This window comes from Saccharothrix mutabilis subsp. mutabilis, assembly GCF_039521145.1.
In the GTDB taxonomy this organism is placed as follows: domain Bacteria; phylum Actinomycetota; class Actinomycetes; order Mycobacteriales; family Pseudonocardiaceae; genus Actinosynnema; species Actinosynnema mutabilis.
Window position 1 is genome coordinate 17,664 of sequence record NZ_BAAABU010000020.1, and the last position, 20,007, is coordinate 37,670.

Consider the following 20,007-nt stretch of genomic DNA (forward strand, 5'->3'; position numbering starts at 1 on the left):
GAGAGAACGTGGCTGACGAAGACAAGCTCCGGGACTACCTGAAGAAGGCGATCGCCGAGGCGCGCGACGCCCGCCGGCGGCTCAAGGAGGTCGAGGACCGGGAGCAGGAGCCGATCGCGATCGTCGGCATGGCCTGCCGGTACCCGGGCGGGGTGGGCACGCCGGACGAGCTGTGGCGTCTGGTCGCGGAGGGCCGGGACGCGATCTCGGCGTTCCCGACCAACCGCGGCTGGCCCGCGGACCTGGTGGACCCCGACCCCGAGCGGGTCGGCCGGTCCACCAGCGGGCACGGCGGGTTCCTGCACGACGCCGACCGGTTCGACGCGGCGTTCTTCGGCCTGTCGCCGCGCGAGGCGCTGGCCGTGGACCCGCAGCAGCGGTTGCTGCTGGAGACCGGCTGGGAGAGCGTCGAGAGCGCGGGCATCGACCCGGAGTCGTTGCGCGGCAGCCGGACCGGCGTGTTCGTCGGCGTGATGTACAACGACTACGGGTCCCGGCCCGACCTGCCGCCCGACGACGTCGAGGGCTACCTGTTCAGCGGCAGCGCGGGCAGCATCGCGTCCGGGCGGCTGGCCTACACGTTCGGGCTGGAGGGGCCGACCCTGACCGTGGACACGGCGTGCTCGTCGTCGCTGGTCGCGGTGCACCTGGCGGCGTCGGCGCTGCGGCGCGGGGAGTGCACGCTGGCGCTGGCGGGCGGGGCGACCGTGATGTCCTCGCCGACCGCGTTCATCGAGTTCTCGCGGCTGCGCGGGTTGGCGTCGGACGGGCGGTGCAAGTCGTTCTCCGACCACGCCGACGGCACCGGGTGGGCCGAGGGCGTCGGGGTGCTGCTGCTGGAGCGGCTGTCGGACGCGGTGGCCAACGGTCACCCGGTGCTGGCGGTGGTGCGGGGCAGCGCGGTGAACTCCGACGGCGCGTCCAACGGCCTGACCGCGCCCAACGGCCCGGCGCAGGAGCGGGTGATCCGGGCGGCGCTGACGTCGGCGGGACTGTCCACTTCGGACATCGACCTGGTGGAGGCGCACGGCACCGGGACGACGTTGGGCGACCCGATCGAGGCGCGGGCGGTGCTGGCCACGTACGGGCGGGGCCGCGCGGAGCCGGTGTGGCTGGGGTCGTTGAAGTCGAACATCGGGCACGCGCAGGCGGCGGCGGGGGTCGGCGGGATCATCAAGGTGGTGCAGGCGATGCGGCACGGCGTCATGCCGCGCACGCTGCACGCCGCGGAGCCGACCCGGCACGTCGACTGGGCGGCCGGCGGGGTCGAGCTGTTGCAGGAGGAACGGCCGTGGCAGCGGGGCGACCGGCCGCGCCGGGCGGGCGTGTCGTCCTTCGGCTTCGGCGGCACCAACGCCCACGTGATCGTGGAGGAACCCGCTGAGGCGGACCCGGCCGGTGAAGTGGTGGCGGATGTGCCGGTGCCGTTCGTGTTGTCGGGGCGCAGTCCGGAAGCCGTAGCCGAGCAGGCCCGCCGACTGGCCGGTGTTCGGGGTCGGGATGCGGCGTTCACCCTCGCGTCACGCACGCCGATGCCGTATCGGGCGGCGTCTGTGGACCTGGCCGACATGCCGGTGGCTGTCGTGCCCGAAGGCGGCAAGGTGGCGTTCGCGTTCACCGGTCAAGGCGCGCAGCGGGTCCGGATGGGGCTGGAGCTCGCCGCGGCCCACCCGGTCTTCGCGAAGGCGTTCGAGGAGGTGTGCGCGCACCTGCCGGTCCGCGAGGTGATCGAGTCGGGCGTGGACCTCGACCTCACCGGGAACGCGCAGCCCGCCCTGTTCGCGGTCGAGGTGGCGTTGTTCCGGCTGCTGGAGTCGTGGGGCGTCCGCCCGGACTTCCTCGTCGGCCACTCGATCGGCGAACTCGCCGCCGCCCACGTGGCCGGTGTCCTGTCGCTGCCCGACGCCTGCGCCGTCGTCGCCGCGCGCGGTCGGCTGATGCAGGCCCTGCCGGCCGGCGGCGCGATGGTCGCGGTCGAGGCGGCCGAGGACGAACTCGACCTGCCGGCGGGTGTCGCGATCGCCGCCGTCAACGGGCCGCGCGCGGTGGTGCTGTCCGGGGCCGAGGACGCGGTTCTGCGGTACGTGGGATCGTTGAACAAGAGGACGAAGCGGCTCTCGGTGAGCCACGCGTTCCACTCACCGCTCATGGACCCGATGCTGGACGGGTTCCGGGCCGTCGTGGCGGGAGTATCGTTCAACAATCCTACGATCCCCATCGTGTCCACGGTCGGGGCGGACGGCGACCTGACGGACCCGGAGTACTGGGTGCGCCAGGTGCGAGAGCCGGTTCGGTTCTTCGATGCGCTGAAGAGCCTGCGGGACAAGGGTGTCCGCACGGTTGTCGAGCTGGGACCGCAGGCGGTACTCGCTGGATTGACGGCTGCCGCCTACGACGACGTGAAGGCCGTGCCGTTGTTGCGGGCCAACCACGACGAGCCGCAAACGGTCGCGCAAGCGCTGGCGGAACTGCACGTGCGGGGCGTGGACCCCGACTGGGCAGCGGTGTTCGAAGGCGCGCGGAAGGTGCCGCTGCCCACCTACGCCTTCCAGCGCAAGCGGTTCTGGCTCACGCCCGTCCGCCGCGCCGGGGACGTGTCGGCGGCCGGTCTCCGGTCCTCCGGCCACCCGCTGCTCGGCGCGGCGGTCGAACTGCCCGACGGCTCCACCGTGCTCACCGGCCGGCTGTCCCTGGCCACCCACCCGTGGCTGGCCGACCACCGCGTGCACGGCACGGTCGTCCTCCCCGGCACCGCCCTGCTCGAACTCGCCGGTGACGTCGCCGAACTGACCCTGTCCGCACCGCTCGTCGTCCCGGCCGACGGCTCGGTCACCGTCCAGGTCGTCCGCACGGACACCACGGTCGAGATCCACTCCCGCCGGGACGACGAACCCTGGACCCGCCACGCGACCGGCGTCCTCGACACCGAGCCGCTCCCGGCCGACCACCTCGCCGACTGGCCGCCCGCCGGCACCGAGACCACCGCGTCCTACGACGGCCTCGACGCGCACGGCTACGGCTACGGCTACACCTTCCGCGCCCTGCGCAAGGTGTGGCACGCGCCCACCGGCGAGCTGTACGCCGAGGTCGAGGCGGACGTGGAGGCCGGCTTCGCGGTCCACCCGGCGCTGTTCGACGCGGCCCTGCACCCGCTGCTGCCCGGCGTCGTCCAGGACGGGCCGGCGCGCATGCCGTTCTCCTGGTCCAACGCCCGCTTCCACGGCACCGCCGGCACGTCGCTGCGCGTCCGGCTCACGCCCCGGGGCGCCGACTCGGTCGCGGTCCTCCTCGCCGACGCCGCCGGCACGCCCGTCGTCTCTGCGGACTTGGCGCTGCGGCCGTTGTCCGGCCCGGTGACCGGGGTCGAGCTGCTGTTCACGCCCGACTGGCGCACCACCCCGGTCCAGGTGGACCGCGTCCTCCACGCGGACCCGGGCGAGGGCACGCTGCCCGAGCGCACCCGCCGGGTCACGCACGAAGTCCTGGCGGAGCTGCGCGCGTGGATCGCCGACGGCGAGGGCGTGCTGGGTGTCGTGGTGACCGACGACCTCGCCCACGCCACCCTGCCCGGCCTGGTCCGCAGCGCGGCGGCCGAGCACCCGGGCCGCTTCGCCGTGCTGCGCGACGGTGAGGCGGTCGAGCAGGTCCTGGTCCCGGCGCAACGCCCCGAGCAGGACGGCCCCACCTGGGACACCGTCCTGGTGACCGGCGCGAGCGGCGCGCTGGGCGGCGCGATCGCCCGGCACCTGGTCACCCGGCACCGGGCGCGCAAGCTCGTCCTGCTCAGCCGCAGCGGCGCCGCGCCGGCGGTCGAGGGCGCGGAGGTCGTCGCCGTGGCGTGCGACGCGGCCGACCGGGACGCGCTGGCCGCCGTGCTGGCCGAGCACCCGGTGACCGCCGTCGTGCACGCGGCGGGCGTGGTGGACGACGGCGTGCTGGACGCGCTGACGCCCGAGCAGGTGGACGGGGTCCTGCGGCCCAAGGTGGACGCCGCCTGGAACCTGCACGAGCTGGCCGGTGACGTCGAGGCGTTCGTGCTGTACTCGTCGATCGCCGGCGTGCTCGGCACGGCCGGGCAGGCGAACTACGCGGCGGGCAACACGTTCCTCGACGCCCTGGCCGCCCACCGCCGCGCCGAGGGCCTGCCCGCGACCTCGCTCGCGTGGGGCCTGTGGGAGTCCGACAGCGCGCTGTCCGGCGGACTGTCCGAAGTGGACCGCAAGCGCATCCGGCGGCTCGGCCTGCGGCCCATCGCGGTGGAGGAGGCGCTCAACGCGTTCGACGCGGCCGTGGCCACCGGCGCGCCCGTGCTCGCGGTGACCGGCCTCGACCGCGCCGCCCTGCGCGACAGCCCTCACCCGGCCCTGCGCGGACTCGCGCCGCGCCGGGTCACCGCCACGCCGCGCGCGGTGCCCACCGACGTCCGGGCGCTGACCGACTTCGTCCGCACGCACGTCGCCGCGGTCCTGGGTCACGGCGACCCGTCGGGCATCGAGGCCAGGCGGGCGTTCAGCGAACTGGGCTTCGACTCGCTGACCGCCGTCGAACTGCGCAACCGGCTCGCCGAGGCGACCGGGCAGCGGCTGCCCACGACCCTGGTGTTCGACCACCCGTCCCCGGTGGCGCTGGCCGAGTTCCTCGCGGGCCTCCTGGCGCCGGTCGACGCCCAAGCTACCGAGCGGGCGGTCCTGAGCGAAGACGAGCCCATCGCGATCGTCGGCATGGCGTGCCGCTACCCCGGCGGGGTCACCTCGCCGGACGACCTGTGGCGGCTGGTCGCGGACGGGGTGGACGCCATCGGCGGGTTCCCGGTCAACCGGGGCTGGGACCTCGACGCCCTCTACCACCCCGACCCCGCGCACCCCGGCACGACCTACACCCGCCACGGCGGGTTCCTGCACGACGCCGACCTGTTCGACCCCGAGTTCTTCGGCATGTCCCCGCGCGAGGCCCTGGCCACCGACCCGCAGCAACGGCTGCTGCTGGAGACCGCGTGGGAGGCGTTCGAACGCGCGGGCATCGACCCGGCGCGGGCGCGCGGCAGCCGGACCGGCGTGTTCACCGGCCTGATGTACCACGACTACGGCACGGGCGGCGCGCTGCCGCCCGAGTTGGAGGGCTACCTGGTCGGCGGCACGTCGGGCAGCGTCGCGTCCGGCCGCGTGGCCTACGTGCTGGGCCTGGAGGGCCCGGCGATCACCGTGGACACGGCGTGCTCGTCGTCGCTGGTGGCGCTGCACCTGGCGGTCAACGCGCTGCGGCGCGGGGAGTGCGACTTGGCGCTGGCGGGCGGGGCGACCGTCATGGCCACGCCCACGGCGTTCGTGGAGTTCTCGCGCCAGCGCGGGCTGTCGCCGGACGGGCGGTGCAAGCCGTTCGCCGCGTCCGCCGACGGCACCGGGTGGTCCGAGGGCGTGGGCGTGCTGCTGGTGGAACGCCTGTCCGACGCGCGGCGCAACGGGCACCGGGTGCTGGCGGTCGTGCGCGGCACGGCGGTCAACCAGGACGGCGCGTCCAACGGCCTCACCGCGCCCAACGGCCCGGCGCAGCAACGCGTGATCCGGGCGGCCCTGCACGCGGCCGGTCTCGAACCGTCCGATGTGGACGCCGTGGAGGCGCACGGCACCGGCACGACGCTGGGCGACCCGATCGAGGCCGAGGCGCTGCTGGCGGTGTACGGGGGTGAGCGGGACCGGCCGCTGGCGCTGGGGTCGCTCAAGTCCAACATCGGCCACACGCAGGCGGCGGCCGGGGTCGGCGGGATCATCAAGGTGGTGCAGGCGATGCGGCACGGCGTCCTGCCGCGCACCCTGCACGTGGACGAGCCGTCCCCGCACGTGGCGTGGACCCCCGCCGTCGAGCTGCTCACCGAGCCCCGGCAGTGGCCCGCCGACCGTCCGCGCCGGGCCGCGGTGTCCTCGTTCGGCATCAGCGGCACCAACGCGCACGTCGTGCTGGAGGAGGCTCCCGGGGCGGAGGCCGCCGAGCGGGCCGCCGGGCCGGTGCCGGTCGTGGTGTCGGCCCGCACGCCCGAGGCGTTGACCGCGCAGGTCGAGGCCCTGGCGCGCACGGACGTCCCGGTGGCCGACCTCGCGCACACTCTCGGCACCGGCCGGGCGCTGCTGGAGCACCGGGCGGTCGTCGCCGCCGAGAGCCCGGCCGACCTCGCGCACGCGGTGGTGCTGCCGCGGGCGCGCGACGGGCGGTTGGCGTTCGTGTTCACCGGCCAGGGGTCGCAGCGGGTCGGCATGGGGCTGGAGCTGGCGCGGGCGTTCCCGGTGTTCGCGCGGGCGTTCGAGGAGGTCTGCGCGCACCTGCCGGTGCGGGCGGCGATCGAGTCCGGCGCGGGCCTGCACGACACCGGGACCGCGCAGCCCGCGCTGTTCGCGGTCGAGGTGGCGTTGTCCCGGCTGCTGGAGTCGTGGGGCGTGCGGCCCGACGTCGTCGCCGGGCACTCGATCGGCGAGATCGCGGCGGCGCACGTGTCCGGGGTGCTGTCCCTGGCCGACGCGGCCCGGCTGGTCGCGGCGCGCGGCACGTTGATGCAGGCGCTGCCGGCCGGTGGCGCGATGGTCGCCGTGCAGGCCGCGCCGGAGGAGTTGGCGCCGCGCGACGGCGTCGCGATCGCGGCGGTCAACGGGCCGCGGTCGGTGGTGCTGTCCGGCGCGGCGGAGGCGGTGCTGGCCTGCGCCGAGGGCTTCAAGCACACCCGGCTGAGCGTGAGCCACGCGTTCCACTCGCCGCTGATGGACCCGATGCTGGCCGACTTCCGCGCGGTGGCGCGGGAGTTGACCTACCGGCAGCCGGAGATCCCGGCCGTGTCCACGGTGACCGGCGGTGCCGCGGACTGGACCGACCCGGAGTACTGGGTGCGGCACGTGCGGGACACCGTGCGGTTCCACGACGCCGCCACCGCGCTGGTCGAGGCGGGCGTGACGACGTTCGTGGAGCTGGGGCCGGACGCCGTGCTCACCGGTCTGCTGGCGGCCGTGCTGCCCGAGGGCGCGGCGGCGGTGCCGGCGCTGCGCCGGGACCGGTCGGAGCACCGGACGGCGGTGGAGCTGTTCGGCCACCTGCACGCGCGCGGGATCGCGGTGGACTGGTCGGTGTTCCCCGGCGACCGGGCCGAGCTGCCGACCTACCCGTTCCAGCGCGAGCGGTACTGGCTGACCACCCGGCCGCGCTCGGCGAGCGGCCACCCCGTGCTGGACGCGGCCGTGCCGGTGGCGGGGCGCGACGAGGTGCTGTTCACCGGCGCCGCGACCGCGCCGCTGGGCGGGGCGGACGTGGCCGACCTGGTGTGGCACGCGGGCCGCGAGGTCGGGTTCCCCGTGGTGGACCTGGACATCGCGGCGCTGCCCGGCGCCGGGCGGGTGCAAGTGCAGGTCGGCGAGCCGGCCGGCGACACGCGGCCGGTCGCGGTGCACGCCTGGCGGGACGGGTGGGTCGAGCAGGCCCGCGGCACCCTGCGCGCCGGACCGGCGGTGGACGCCCGCGTGGACCTCGGGCTGCTGGCCCAGGACGACGCCGACCCGGTGGTGTGGCGGGGGCTGCGCGCCACCGCGCCGGGCACGGCGGTCCGGTTCGCGGACGGCGTGTTCGCCGACGAGCGGGGGCGCGAGGTCGCCCGGGTGGACGTGGAGTTCCGCGCCCTGAACCGGGTCCCGCTCTACGAGGTGGTGTGGCAGCCGGTCGAGCTGCCCGCCGGCAGCGGGGTCGTGCCGGACGTGGTGCGCGTGACCGCCGGGCCGGACCCGGTGACCACCGCCCACACCCAGACCCGGCGAGTCCTGGCCGAGCTGCGCGCGCGGGCCACCGGCGACGCCGGGCTGATCGTGCTCACGCCCGACCCGGCCGACCCCGGGGTGGCGGCCGTCTGGGGCCTGGTGCGGGCCGCCCAACTGGAGGCGCCGGGCCGGATCGTGCTGGTCGGCGGCACCCCGGGTGACGGCGGGGCGGCGTGGGCCGGTGACCTCGACCTCGCCGCCGTGGTGGCGTCGGGCGAGCCGCAGGTGGTGTTCCGCGACGGGCGGGCGCTCGTGCCGCGGCTGGCGAAGGTCGCGGCGGACACCCGGCCGGTCGGCGACGCGGTCGTGCTGCGGCCCGAGCGGCCCGCCAAGGCCGTGCTCGCCGCGCTCACCGACGACCTGCTGGCGGACGCGCTGCGCGAGACCGTCGACCGGGCGTGGGAGCTGCACGAGTCGGTGGACGCGGAGCTGGTGTTCGTGTCCACCGTGGACGAAGTCGGGTTGGCGCACCACGCGGCCGGCACGGCGTTCATGGAGGCGTTGGCCCGGCAGCGGCACGCCGACGGCCTGCCCGGCGCGGCGGTCGTGGGCGACCTCGTGCTGACCGACCGGCCCGCCGTGGTCGCGGCGCCGCTGTCCGCCCTGCCCCGGACGGCGTTGCTGGGCGACCTCGTGCGCCCCGCCCAGCGCGTCCCGCTGGCCGAACGGCTCCTGGACGGCGACCGCGAGCGGGTCGTGGCGGACGTGGTGCGCACGCAGGTCGCCGCCGTCCTCGGGCACGGCGACCCGCGCCGGGTCGACCTCGACAAGCCGTTCAGCGACCTCGGGTTCGACTCGCTGACCGCCGTGGACCTGCGCAACCGGCTGGTCGCCGAGACCGGTGTCCCGCTGGCGGCGACGCTGCTGTTCGACCACCCGACGCCCGCCGCGCTCACCGGCGTCCTGCTGGAGCGCCTGGCGCCCGCCGCCGCGCCCGACGAGCTGGACGCGCTGGAGGCGGCGCTGGCCGACGCCGACGGCGAGCGGCGGGCCGAGGCGGCGGTGCGGCTGCGCGCGCTGCTGGCGCGGCTCGGCGAGCCCGAGCCCGAGCCGGAGCCCGTCCGCACCGAGTTCGACTCGACCGCCGACCTGTTCGACTTCATCGACCACCAGCTCGGTCGCGCCACGAGCTGAACGACCCAGGGGGAACTTGTCGTGTCCAAGCCCGTGTCCAACCCCGCCGCGACCAACGAGGAGCGGCTGGTCGACTACCTGAAGTGGGTGACCGCGGACCTGCAACAGGCCCGGCGGCGGATCGCCGAGCTGGAGACGCCCGAGCCGATCGCGGTCGTGGCCACCGCGTGCCGCTACCCGGGCGGGGTGAACTCGCCCGACGACCTGTGGCGGCTGGTCGCCCAGGGCGGCGACGGCATCACGCCTTGGCCGGCCGACCGGGGCTGGGACACCGACCGGCTCTACGACCCGGAACCCGGCGTGCCCGGCCGCTCCTACACCCGCGAGGGCGGGTTCCTCGACCACGCCACGGAGTTCGACGCCGCGTTCTTCGGCATCTCGCCGCGCGAGGCGCTGGGCATGGACCCGCAGCAACGGGTGCTGCTGGAGACCGCGTGGGAGCTGTTCGAGCGCGCCGGCATCGACCCGGCGGCGCTCAAGGGCAGCCGCACGGGCGTGTTCGCGGGCGTGGGGGAGCAGAGCTACCTGGGGCTGGCCGGGCCGGAGGAGCTGGAGGGCTTCCTCATGACCGGCAAGCTGGGCAGCGTCGCGTCCGGCCGGATCGCCTACGCGTTCGGGCTGGAGGGCCCGGCGGTCACCGTAGACACGGCGTGCTCGTCGTCGCTGGTGGCGCTGCACCTCGCGGTGCGGTCGCTGCGGTCGGGGGAGTCGGCGCTGGCGGTCGCGGGCGGGGCTACCGTGTACGGCTCGCCCACCGGGTACGTGGACTTCTCCCGCCAGCGCGGCCTCGCGCCCGACGGCCGGTGCAAGTCCTTCGCGGCGGCGGCCGACGGCACCGGCTGGTCCGAGGGCGTGGGCCTGCTCCTGCTCGAACGGCTCTCCGACGCCCGCCGCCACGGACACCCGGTGCTGGCGCTGGTCAACGGCACGGCGGTGAACCAGGACGGCGCGTCCAACGGCCTCACCGCGCCCAACGGGCCGGCGCAGGAACGCGTGATCAAAGCGGCCCTGGAGGACGCCCGGCTGTCCGCGTCGGACGTGGACCTGGTCGAGGCGCACGGCACCGGCACCCGGCTGGGCGACCCGATCGAGGCGCAGGCGCTGCTGGCCACCTACGGCCGGGGCCGCACCACGCCGTTGCTGCTCGGGTCGCTGAAGTCCAACATCGGGCACAGCGTGGCCGCCGCCGGCGTGGGTGGCGTGATCAAGGTCGTGGAGGCGATGCGGCACGGCGTCGCGCCGCGCACCCTGCACGTGGACGAGCCGACCCCGGTCGTGGACTGGACGTCCGGGTCGGTGCAGCTGCTGCGCGAGGCGCGGGAGTGGCCGGTGACCGGGCGGCCCCGGCGGGCGGCGGTGTCGTCGTTCGGGGTCAGCGGCACCAACGCGCACGTCGTGCTGGAGCACGTGCCGGAGGAGCCCGCGCCGGTCGTGCCGCACGACGGTGAGCTGCCGTTCCTGCTCTCGGCGCGCAGCGCGGAGGCGTTGCGGGAGCAGGCTTCCCGGCTGCGCGACTTCGTGGCCGGCTCGGACGTGCCCCTGGTGGACGTGGCCAACACCCTGGCCACCGGCCGGGGCGCGCTGGAGCACCGCGGCGCGGTCGTCGCGGCCGACCGGGAGGAGCTGCTGGCGGCGCTGGACGCGTTCGACGGCGGGGTCACGCCGCAGGACGGCCGGGTGGCGTTCGTGTTCACCGGCCAGGGCGCGCAGCGCGCCCGGATGGGCCGGGACCTGCACGAACGGCACCCGGTGTTCGCCGAGGCGTTCGACGCCGCGTGCGCGCTGCTCGACCCGCACCTGCCGACGCCGCTGCGGGAGGTGGTCTTCGGCTCGTCGGACCTGCTGCACGAGACCCGGTACACCCAGCCCGCGCTGTTCGCGTTCGAGGTGGCGCTGTTCCGGCTGCTGGAGTCGTGGGGCGTGCGGCCGGACTACGTGGCGGGCCACTCGCTGGGCGAGCTGACCGCCGCGCACGTCGCCGGCGTGTTCTCGCTGGAGGACGCCTGCACGCTGGTCGCGGCACGCGCGCGGCTGATCGGCGACCTGCCCACCGGTGGCGCGATGGTCGCGGTGGCCGCGCCGCCCTCGGAGGTCGAGCCGCTGCTGTCCCCGGCGGTCGGGATCGCCGCGGTCAACGGGCCCGCCGCGGTCGTGGTGTCCGGGGATGAGGACGCCGTGCTGGCGGTCGCGGCCGAGCTGCGGGCGCGGGGGCGCAAGACCAAGCGGCTCACCGTGAGCCACGCGTTCCACTCGCCGCGCATGGACCCGGCGCTGGAGCCGTTCCGGGAGGTGGCGGCCCGGATCACCTACCACGCGCCGACGATCCCGGTGGTGTCCAACGTGACCGGTGAGCCGGCGGGCAGCGAGCTGCTGCGGTCGCCGGACTACTGGGTGCGGCACGTGCGCTCGGCGGTGCGGTTCGCGGACTGCGTGCGGGCGCTGGCCAAGGAGGGCGTGACGACCTTCGTGGAGGTCGGGCCGGACGCGGTCCTCACGCCGATGGTCCGCGACACTGCGGACACGGCCGTGGCGGTGCCGTTGCAGCCCAGGTCCCTGGTGGGGGCGTTGGGCGCGCTGCACGGGCACGGGGTGGCCGTGGACTGGGCCAAGTTCTTCGCGGGCCGCGGTCGGCACGTGCTGCTGCCGACCTACCCGTTCCAGCGGCAGCGGTTCTGGGTGGAGCACGCCGAGTCGGTGGACGCCGGTGAGCTGGGCGTCGAGGCGGCGGAGCACCCGTTGCTCGGCGCGGCGGTGCCGGTGGCCGGCGCGGACGAGGTCGTGTTCACCGGTCGGGTGTCGCTGCGGTCGCACCCGTGGCTGGCGCGGCACCGGGTGCACGGCGCGGTCGTGCTGCCGTCGTCGGCGCTGGTGGAGCTGGCGATCCGGGCCGGGGACGAGGTCGGGCTGCCGCGCCTGGCGTTCCTGGAGGTGACCGCGCCGGTCGCCGTGCCCGAGCGCGGGGACGTGCAGGTGCAGGTGCGGTTGGCCGGGGGCGCGGTGACCGTCCACACGCGGGTCGGCGGCGAGTGGGCGTTGCACGCGAAGGGCGTGTTGGCGCCGGCGCGTGCGGTGTGGTCGGGTGACGGGGAGTGGACTTCCCTTGAGCCGGTGGACCCGGGCGGGTTCCGCCTGCACCCGTCGTTGTTGGACTCGGCGTTGCGGGCAGTGGGTGCCGGGGACGCGGTGGGGGCGTGGGGTGCCTGGGACGCGGTCGAGTGGCGGGACGTCGAGTTGCACGCTGTCGGCGCGTCGGCGGTGCGGGCGCGGCGGGACGGCGACGGGTTCCTGGTCGCCGATCCGGCTGGTGGGCCGGTGCTCAGCGTGGGCGCGGTGCGGCTGGCGGAGGTCGGCGCGGAGGCTGTCGCCGGAGCGTTGTTGCGTCCGCACGACGCGCTGTTGCGGGTGGTGTGGGAGCCGGTGGAGCTGCCGCCGTCGGACGTCCAGCCGCGCGTGGTGCGGTGGTCGCCGGGTGGGGACCTGCACGAGCGGGCGGCTGCCGCGTTGGCCGACCTCCAGGCCGGTGAGCCGTTCGTGGCGGTGACGCGGGGCGCGGTGCGGGACGTCGTGGACGTGGACGGCGCGGCGCTGTGGGGGCTGGCGCGGTCGGCGCAGTCCGAGCAGCCGGGGCGGGTGGTGCTGGTCGACGTGGACGACGACCCGTCGTCGGAGGCGGTGATCCCGTCCGTCGTGGCGGCCGGTGTGCCGCAGGCGGTGGTGCGCAAGGGCGTTGTGCACGTGCCGAAGTTGCGTCGGGTGTCCGGTGGGGTTGCCACGTGGGGCACCACCGCGTTGGTGACCGGTGGCACGGGCACGTTGGGCGCGGCTGTCGCCCGGCACCTGGCGCGGAACGGCGTGAAGACGCTGGTGCTGACCAGTCGGCGTGGGCCGGACGCGCCGGGGGCGGCGGAGCTGGTCGCCGAGCTGAGCGGGTTGGGGGCTCGGGTCCGGGTGGTGGCCTGCGATGCCGCCGACCGGGAGCAGGTGCGGGCGGCTGTCGGGGACTTGCGGTTGAGTGCCGTCGTGCACACCGCGGGTGTCACCGATGACGCCCTGCTGGACGCGTTGACGCCGGAACGGCTGTCCACCGTGTTGCGGCCCAAGGCCGACGCCGCGTGGCACCTGCACGAGCTGACCCGCGACCACGACCTGTCCGCGTTCGTGCTGTTCTCGTCCATCGCGGGCGTGATCGGCGGCGCGGGCCAGGGCAACTACGCCGCCGCGAACGCCCACCTCGACGGCCTGGCCGCCCACCGCGCGGCCCTGGGCCTGCCCGCCACCTCCGTGGCGTGGGGACTGTGGGCGGAGGCCAGCGGCATCACCGCCGCGCTCGGCGACGTGGACCGGGCCCGCATCGCGCGGGCGGGCTTCCGGCCCGTGGAGACCGCGCGCGGCCTGGCGATGCTGGACGCCGCCGTCGCGTCCGGGGAGCCCGCGGTGCTGGGCGCGCCGCTGGACCTCGCGGCCCTGCGGGCGCGGCCGGACCAGGTGCCGCCGCTGCTGCGCACCCTGCTGCCGACCACCCGCCCGGCCGCTCGCACGGGCGCCCCGGCCCCGGACCTCGCCGGGCTGTCGCCGGCCGAGCGGCGGCGCGCGGTGGACGAGCTGGTCCGTCGCGAGGTGGCGGCGGTGCTCGGGCTGTCGGGAGAGGTGCCCGAAAAGCCGTTCCCGGACCTGGGGTTCGACTCGCTGCTGTCGGTCGAGCTGCGCAACCGGGTGGCCGCCGCCGCGAACCTGACGCTGCCCGCGACGGTCGTGTTCGACCACCCGACACCGGGGGCGTTGGCGGCGTTCCTGGCCGGTGCGTCCGGGGACGCCGACGTGGACTACGCGGTCGAGCTGGCCGACGACGTCCGGCCGGCGGCGGAGGTCGTGACGACCGTGTCCGCGCCGGACCACGTGCTGCTGACCGGCGCGACCGGGTTCCTCGGGGCGTTCCTGCTGCGCGAGCTGCTGATCACGTCCGACGCCACCGTGCACTGCCTGGTGCGGGCGGAGGACGCCGGCGAAGGGTTGCGTCGGATCGAGGCGAACCTGCGCTGGTACCGGCTGTGGGACGGTGTTGACCCCGCTCGGTTGCGGGTCGTGCCCGGCGACCTGTCCGCGCCGCGGTTGGGCTTGTCGGAGGAGGTCTTCGACTCGTTGGCGCGCACGGTGGACGCCGTCTACCACGCGGGTGCCACGGTGAACTGGCTGCGGCCGTACGCGGAGCTGCGGGCGTCGAACGTCGGCGGCACGCACGAGGTGCTGCGGTTGGCCGCGCGGCACCGGACGGTGCCGGTGCACCACCTGTCCACGACCGGTGTCTTCGCGGGTGCGCGGGAGCCCGGGGTGCCGCTGGCCGTGGACGACCCGACCGGGCCGCCCACGGCGTTGCCCAGCGGGTACCTGCGCAGCAAGTGGGTCGCGGAGTCGTTGATCGGGCAGGCCCGCGAGCGGGGGCTGCCGGTGCAGGTGTACCGGGTGGACCTGGTGTCCGGCGACCAGGTCAACGGGGCCTGCCAGACCCGCGACTTCGTGTGGCTGACCACCAAGGGCCTGGTGCAGGCCGGTGCGGTGCCCGCGGACCTGGACGGGTCGGTGCCGATGGTGCCGGTGGACTACGCGGCGGCGGCGGTGGTGGCGCTGTCGGCGACCTCGGGCGGGGTGTTCCACGTCTACAACCCGGGCCGGGCGAGCTGGCGCGAGATCGTGTCGCGGCTGCGGGCGCACGGGTTCGTGTTGGAGGAGTTGCCGCGGGAGGAGTGGCGGCGGCGCGTGCTGGCCGACCGGGACAACGCGCTGATCCCGCTGCTGGACGCGTTCGAGCTGATGGTGGCCGACAACACCGGGTTCTACCCGCTGGTGGACGTGTCGGGGACGGAGGAGGCGTTGGCGGGGACCGAGATCGCGTGCCCGCCGATCACGGGGTCGCTGGTGGACACCTACATCCGGTTCTTCGCGGAGACCGGGTACTACCCGGCGGTGTGAGCCGGGGTGGTGTGGTGGTGGCGCGGGGGGACGCCTCCGGGCCGCGGTGCTGTGGGGACGCCCCCGGGCCGTGGTGGTCCGGGGGCGTCCTTCTCAGTTGAGGGCGTAGGCGCGGATGATGGTCTGGTGCTGGGCGTTGCCGTCCGGGTCGGTGACCTTGGAGCGCAGGGACACGAACTTCGCGTCCGCCGGGTGGAAGGCGATCGCCTGCCACTGCGCGTGGGTGCGGGTCACCGGGGCGCGGTGCCAGGTCGTGCCGTCGTCGTAGGAGACCTCGACGGTGGGGGTGTTGACGCGGCCGGTGTCGGTGGTGCCGTTGCGTTGCACGTGCAGCGGGATGGCGAAGGGGCGGCCGGCCTTGGCGGCGTTGGTGTTGTCGAGGTCGGGGGTGAAGCGGACGGCGAGTAGTGGGAGCAGGGTCGGGGTGTCCGTGCCGGTGCCCTCGGACGTGAAGGCCCACTCCGCCGTGACCTTTGTGGACAGTCGGGCGTAGGTGGAGCGGTCGGCGGTGGTGCGCAGGGTGTAGTGGGCTTTCTCCGGGCCGACCTTGAACACGCCCAGGCCGGGGCCGGGGTACTCGCCGATCGTGGTGCCGTTGCGGGAGAGGGTCGTGGTGCCCTCGGCGTTGGCCGAACCGGAGCGGCCCTTGTTGTTGTCGGTGAACATCGGCACCACGAACCGCGTGTGGTCGCCGATGCGGGCCGCGAAGTACAGCGGGCCGTCCGAGCCGGTCGGGAACGCGGGGGAGAACACGCCGGTGTTCCACCGCTCGGTGGTGGTGCGACCGCGCGGGAAGCTGCGCGGGCGGGACTGGTCGACCACGGAGACGAAGTCGAACCGGTCCGGGTCCACCATCTCGATGAACTGCCCGTCCCACGGCTCGTCCGGCGTGTAGTACTCGGTCAGCGTGCTCGGGAGGGGGACGACCAGGAAGTTCTCCCGGAAGCCGACCACGTCGGCAGTGGCCGCCGCGTGCTCGGACCTGACCTTGGCCAGGTCGGCGTCGCGGTAGCGCCACCGGAGGTCGGGCGGGATCGCGCCGTTCTCGGTGTGGCGCAGGTGGTAGAGGTACGGGCTGCCGGTGAACGTCGTGCCGTTCCACTCGCCCAGGCGGGCTTCGGCGGTGAAGGTGAAGCGGTCCCGCGCGGTGGTCGTGGACGGCTTGAAGGTGAACTGGTCGTAGTCCGGGATGTGGGTGGTGGCGCTCAGCTCGCCCCAGGCGGTCTTCATCCGGAACCGGTACTTGGCGTTGCCGGTCCTGGCGTTGGGCTGGTCGGTCTGGAATTCGACCTGCTTGGCCTCGCGGGCGTCCAGGGTGAGCTGGGTGTCGGCGGTGACGGTGAACGCGGGTTCGACGAACTCGGCGTTGGTGTACTTGTGTTGCGCTGTTTCGGTTTGCACGAAGGCGTTGAGGTAGAACTCGCCCTTGGCGACCCGGGTCGTCACGGTGCCGGACGGGTCGTGGGCGTTGTGCGCCTTGCGGTTGTTGACGTCTACGAAGCTGAAGAAGTACTTGTCGGTCGGGGAACCGTTGTGGTCCAGGACCTTGACGGTGACGTTGTAGCTCTCGACCTCGCGGGTGATGGTGATGGGTGTGCGGGTGGTGTGTCCGTTGCCGGTTGCGGTGATGGTGCCGCTGTAGACGCCGTCTGGTGCGTTGACGCTGGTGTCGGTGGTGGCGGTGGTGGCGGCGCTGCCGCCGGCGGGCACCGTGAGGCGGGCGGGGGAGAAGGTGAACATGGCGGGTGGGGCCGGGGTGCCGTGCGGGTCGGTGACGTCGGCGGTCAGGTCGAGGGTGATGGGGTGTTCGCCCGTGTTGGTGTAGGTGATCGTTCTGGTGATCGGCTGGTCGTCGTGGTGCGGCCACTGGGCCGTGCCGAGGCTGAGGCTGCCCACGTCGGCGGTGAGGTCGGTGGTGGCGGCGGTGCCGAGGTCCACGCGGCCCGCGCCCTGCTCGAAGATGCCGCCGTTCGGCTCGGCCGTGCCCATGAGAGCGGCTTTGAGCTGGTCCGGCCGCCAGTCGGGGTGCTTCCCGGCCAGGACCGCCGCCGCGCCGGCGACGTGCGGGGTGGCCATGGACGTGCCGGAGAGCGTGACGTGCCCGCCGCCGGCCTTGGCGGCCGTGATGTCCACGCCCGGGGCGGTGATGTCGGGCTTGATCACGCCGTCCACGCGGCCCCGGCTGGAGGTGGCGGCGAGCTTGTCGCTCTTGTCGACCGATCCGACGGTCAGCGCGGCGTCGGCGGCTCCCGGGCTGCCGATCAGGCCGCCGGTGTTGCCGGCGGCGATGACGAAGAGAGTGCCGTGTTCGGCGGTGATCCGGTTGACCGCTTGGGAGAGCGGGTCGGTGCCGTCGCTGGGCATGGGCGAGCCGAGGCTCATGTTGACCACGTCCGCGCCGTTGGCGGCGGCCCACTCCATGCCGGCGATGATCCAGGAGTCCTGGCCGTAGCCGCGGTCGTCGAGGACCTTGGCGTTGAGCAGCTTGGCGTCTGGGGCTACGCCGCGGTAGGTGGTGGTGGGGTTGGTGGTGGTAGTGGTTGTGGTTGTGGGGTTGCTGGTGGTGGAGGAGCCGCCGGTGATGGTGGAGGCTACGTGGGTGCCGTGGCCTACGCGGTCGTCGGCGGTGTCGGAGTCGGTGAAGTTGTGGGCGTTGCTCACCGCGTCCTGGAGGTCGGGGTGGGTCGCGTCGATGCCGGTGTCCAGGACGGCGACCGTGGTGCCCGCGCCGGTGTGGCCGGCGGCCCAGGCGGTGGGTGCGTTGATCTGCGGGACCGAGGTGTCCAGGTGGGCTCGGACTCGGCCGTCCAGCCAGATGTGCTCGGCGTCTTGGGTGGTGGCCCAGAAGGTGGGGTCGCGTGGGATGGACAGCGCTTCGGCGTTGAGGGCGCTGAGTGCGCGGCCGTTGGCGGTTCGGGTGCCGGCGGCTTTGGGGTGCTGGACGATCAGGGGGAGTTCGCTGCGGGAGGCGTCGTCGTAGCCCGACCGTAGGAGTTCGCTGACGTTGAACAGGCGCGGGTCGAGTTGGTTGCGGGTCAGGCCCGTTACGGCGTCGTGGGGGATCACGTGGACGTCACCCCGGACGTCGGTTCGGGAGGTGAAGCCGATGTGCTCGCGTCCTCGGGCGGCTTTGACGATCACGCCGTCGGGGCCGGTGCCGAGGGTGACTCTGTCGCCGGTGATGAGGGTGATCGTGGGGCCGAGGGGTTCGGCGGTGACTGGAGTGGCCACGGCTGTGCCGGTTGTGCCACTTGTGCCGGTTGTGACCGCTGTGACTGCTGTGGCGGGTGTGAGTGTCGTGGCTGTTGTGGCGACGGCGGTGGTTAGTGCGGCGGTTAGCAGGGTGAGCCTGGTCCCCCAGTGGGACATCAACCCTCCAGAAGTGGTGCGGCAACACCTGGGCGGTCGCCGCTTCTGGAGAGCTGTACGGGGTGGGTGGGCTTGGGCGTTGCCTTTCGGGGAAGCGAGAGGCGAGAAGCGAGAAGCGAGAAGGAAAAGCGAAGAGCTTAAAAGCGGCGCTCGCCGCGCGGCAGGCCCCCGGGGGGTGGAAGGGCGTCGGTTCGTTCCCCGTACGGCCTGCCGGAGGCAACCACCCTTCAGCCTCCTTTGCAACCGGTGAAGCGTGGTTGCAAAGGAGGCTGAAGCGCGGTTGGGCTTCGCCCAGGCCGTACGGGGAACGAACCGAGGCCCTTCCTGTGGCTTGGCAGCCCTTCGAAGAGGCGCGCCTGCGGCGCGGAAGTGGTGTGGCGGGGTTGGGCAGGATGGCAATCGGGGAGAAGCGGCCTGTCCCCTTGTCGTGGGACGGTCGGTCGATGGGGAGCCATGCGGTGGTGCTCGGCGGGAGCATGGGTGGGTTGCTTGCCGCTCGGGCGTTGGTGGGGCACTACGAGCGGGTCACCGTCCTCGACCGGGACAGCTTGCCGGCCGGGGCCGAGCACCGGCGGGGTGTGCCGCAGGGCAAGCACTTCCACACCGTGCTGTTGGCCGGTGCCGAGGTGCTGGGGCGGATGTTCCCGGGGCTGGTGGAGGAGTTCGTCGCCGAAGGGGTTCCCCGGTCGAACTTCACGCGTGAGGCGACCTTCGTGCTCAACGGGCACCGCATGGTGCGCACGGACACCGGCGCGCAGGCTATCCAGCTCACCCGGCCCATGCTGGAGGGCACGATCCGGGCGCGGGTGGCCTCCTACCCCGGTGTGAAGGTGGTGGACGGGCAAGAGGTCGTGGGACCCGTGTTCGACGGTGAGCGGGTGACCGGGGTGCGCACCTCGACGGGTGTGCTGGACGCGGATCTTGTCGTGGACGCCTTGGGGCGTGGGGGCCGGAGCCGGCGGTGGTTGGCCGAGTGGGGGTTCCCCGTGCCGGCCGAGGACACGATCGAGATCGACACCATGTACGCGAGCCGGCTGGTGCGGCCGAAGGCGCCGTACCGGGACAAGCTCGTGCTCGTCGGGCCGGTGCCGGGGCGGCCGAACGGGTTCGCGTTCGCCGCGCAGGAGGGCGACCGGTGGATGCTGACCGTGGTCGGCATGGCGGGCGACCACCCGCCCACCGACGAGGACGCCTTCCTCGCGTTCCTGCGCCGGTCCGCGCCACCGGACGTGTTCGATGCCATCGCCACCGCCGAGCCGCTGACGCCGTTGCGCACGCACCGGTTCCCCGCCAGCCTCCGCCGCCGGTACGAAGGGCTGACCCGGTTCCCCAAGGGGCTGCTGGCGTTCGGTGACGCGGTGTGCAGCTTCAACCCGATCTACGGGCAGGGCATGACGGTCGCGGCGCTGGAGGCGGAGGCGTTGCGGCGGTGCCTGCGCGACGGCGGCGAACGGGACCTCGCACGCAGGTTCTTCCGCGCCGCCGCCAAGATCGTCGACCCGGTGTGGCAGCTCAACGCGGGCGGCGACCTGGCGTTGCCCGAGATCCCCGGCCACCGGCCGCTCGCGACGCGCGTGGTCAACCGGTACGTCGCGCGGTTGCAGCGCGTCGCCGAGCACGACCCAGTGGTGGCGACCGCGTTCGTGCGCACGATCGGCCTGCTGGACCGGCCGTCGGCCATGTTCGCCCCGCGTGTGCTGGTCCGGGTGCTGCTGGGCGGTCGCTAGGGGGTGCTGGAGATCGCGGACCT

Annotated in this window: 3 protein-coding genes and 1 pseudogene; 3 read left to right on the forward strand and 1 reads right to left on the reverse strand. The window is 74.4% G+C overall.

Annotation, left to right across the window (positions count from 1 at the left end; all coding sequences use genetic code 11):
- Positions 1-8 precede the first annotated feature (8 nt).
- Positions 9-8,921 carry a type I polyketide synthase gene (locus tag ABD126_RS30095; protein ID WP_343937362.1) on the forward strand — a complete coding sequence of 2,971 codons (8,913 nt, stop codon included), beginning with the start codon at positions 9-11 and terminating at the stop codon, positions 8,919-8,921.
- Between the two features lie 51 nt (positions 8,922-8,972).
- Positions 8,973-14,888: pseudogene (locus ABD126_RS30100) on the forward strand (thioester reductase domain-containing protein); the annotation flags it as partial.
- A 93-nt stretch (positions 14,889-14,981) separates the two neighbouring features.
- On the opposite strand, the gene ABD126_RS30105 reads toward ABD126_RS30100, so the two are convergent.
- Positions 14,982-18,119, reverse strand: a complete 3,138-nt coding sequence (locus ABD126_RS30105) for a S8 family peptidase (RefSeq protein WP_343937364.1) — start codon at positions 18,117-18,119, stop codon at positions 14,982-14,984.
- Positions 18,120-18,700: 581 nt separating this feature from the next.
- Between ABD126_RS30105 and ABD126_RS30110 the strand changes: the two genes are divergently transcribed.
- Positions 18,701-19,984 carry an FAD-dependent oxidoreductase gene (locus ABD126_RS30110; protein WP_343937365.1) on the forward strand — a complete coding sequence of 428 codons (1,284 nt, stop codon included), beginning with the start codon at positions 18,701-18,703 and terminating at the stop codon, positions 19,982-19,984.
- Positions 19,985-20,007 lie beyond the last annotated feature (23 nt).

Excerpts from the sequence above, each read along its gene's own strand:
- ABD126_RS30110 (WP_343937365.1), top strand. The coding sequence starts at position 18,701 with ATGGGGAGCCATGCGGTGGTGCTCGGCGGGAGCATGGGTGGGTTGCTT.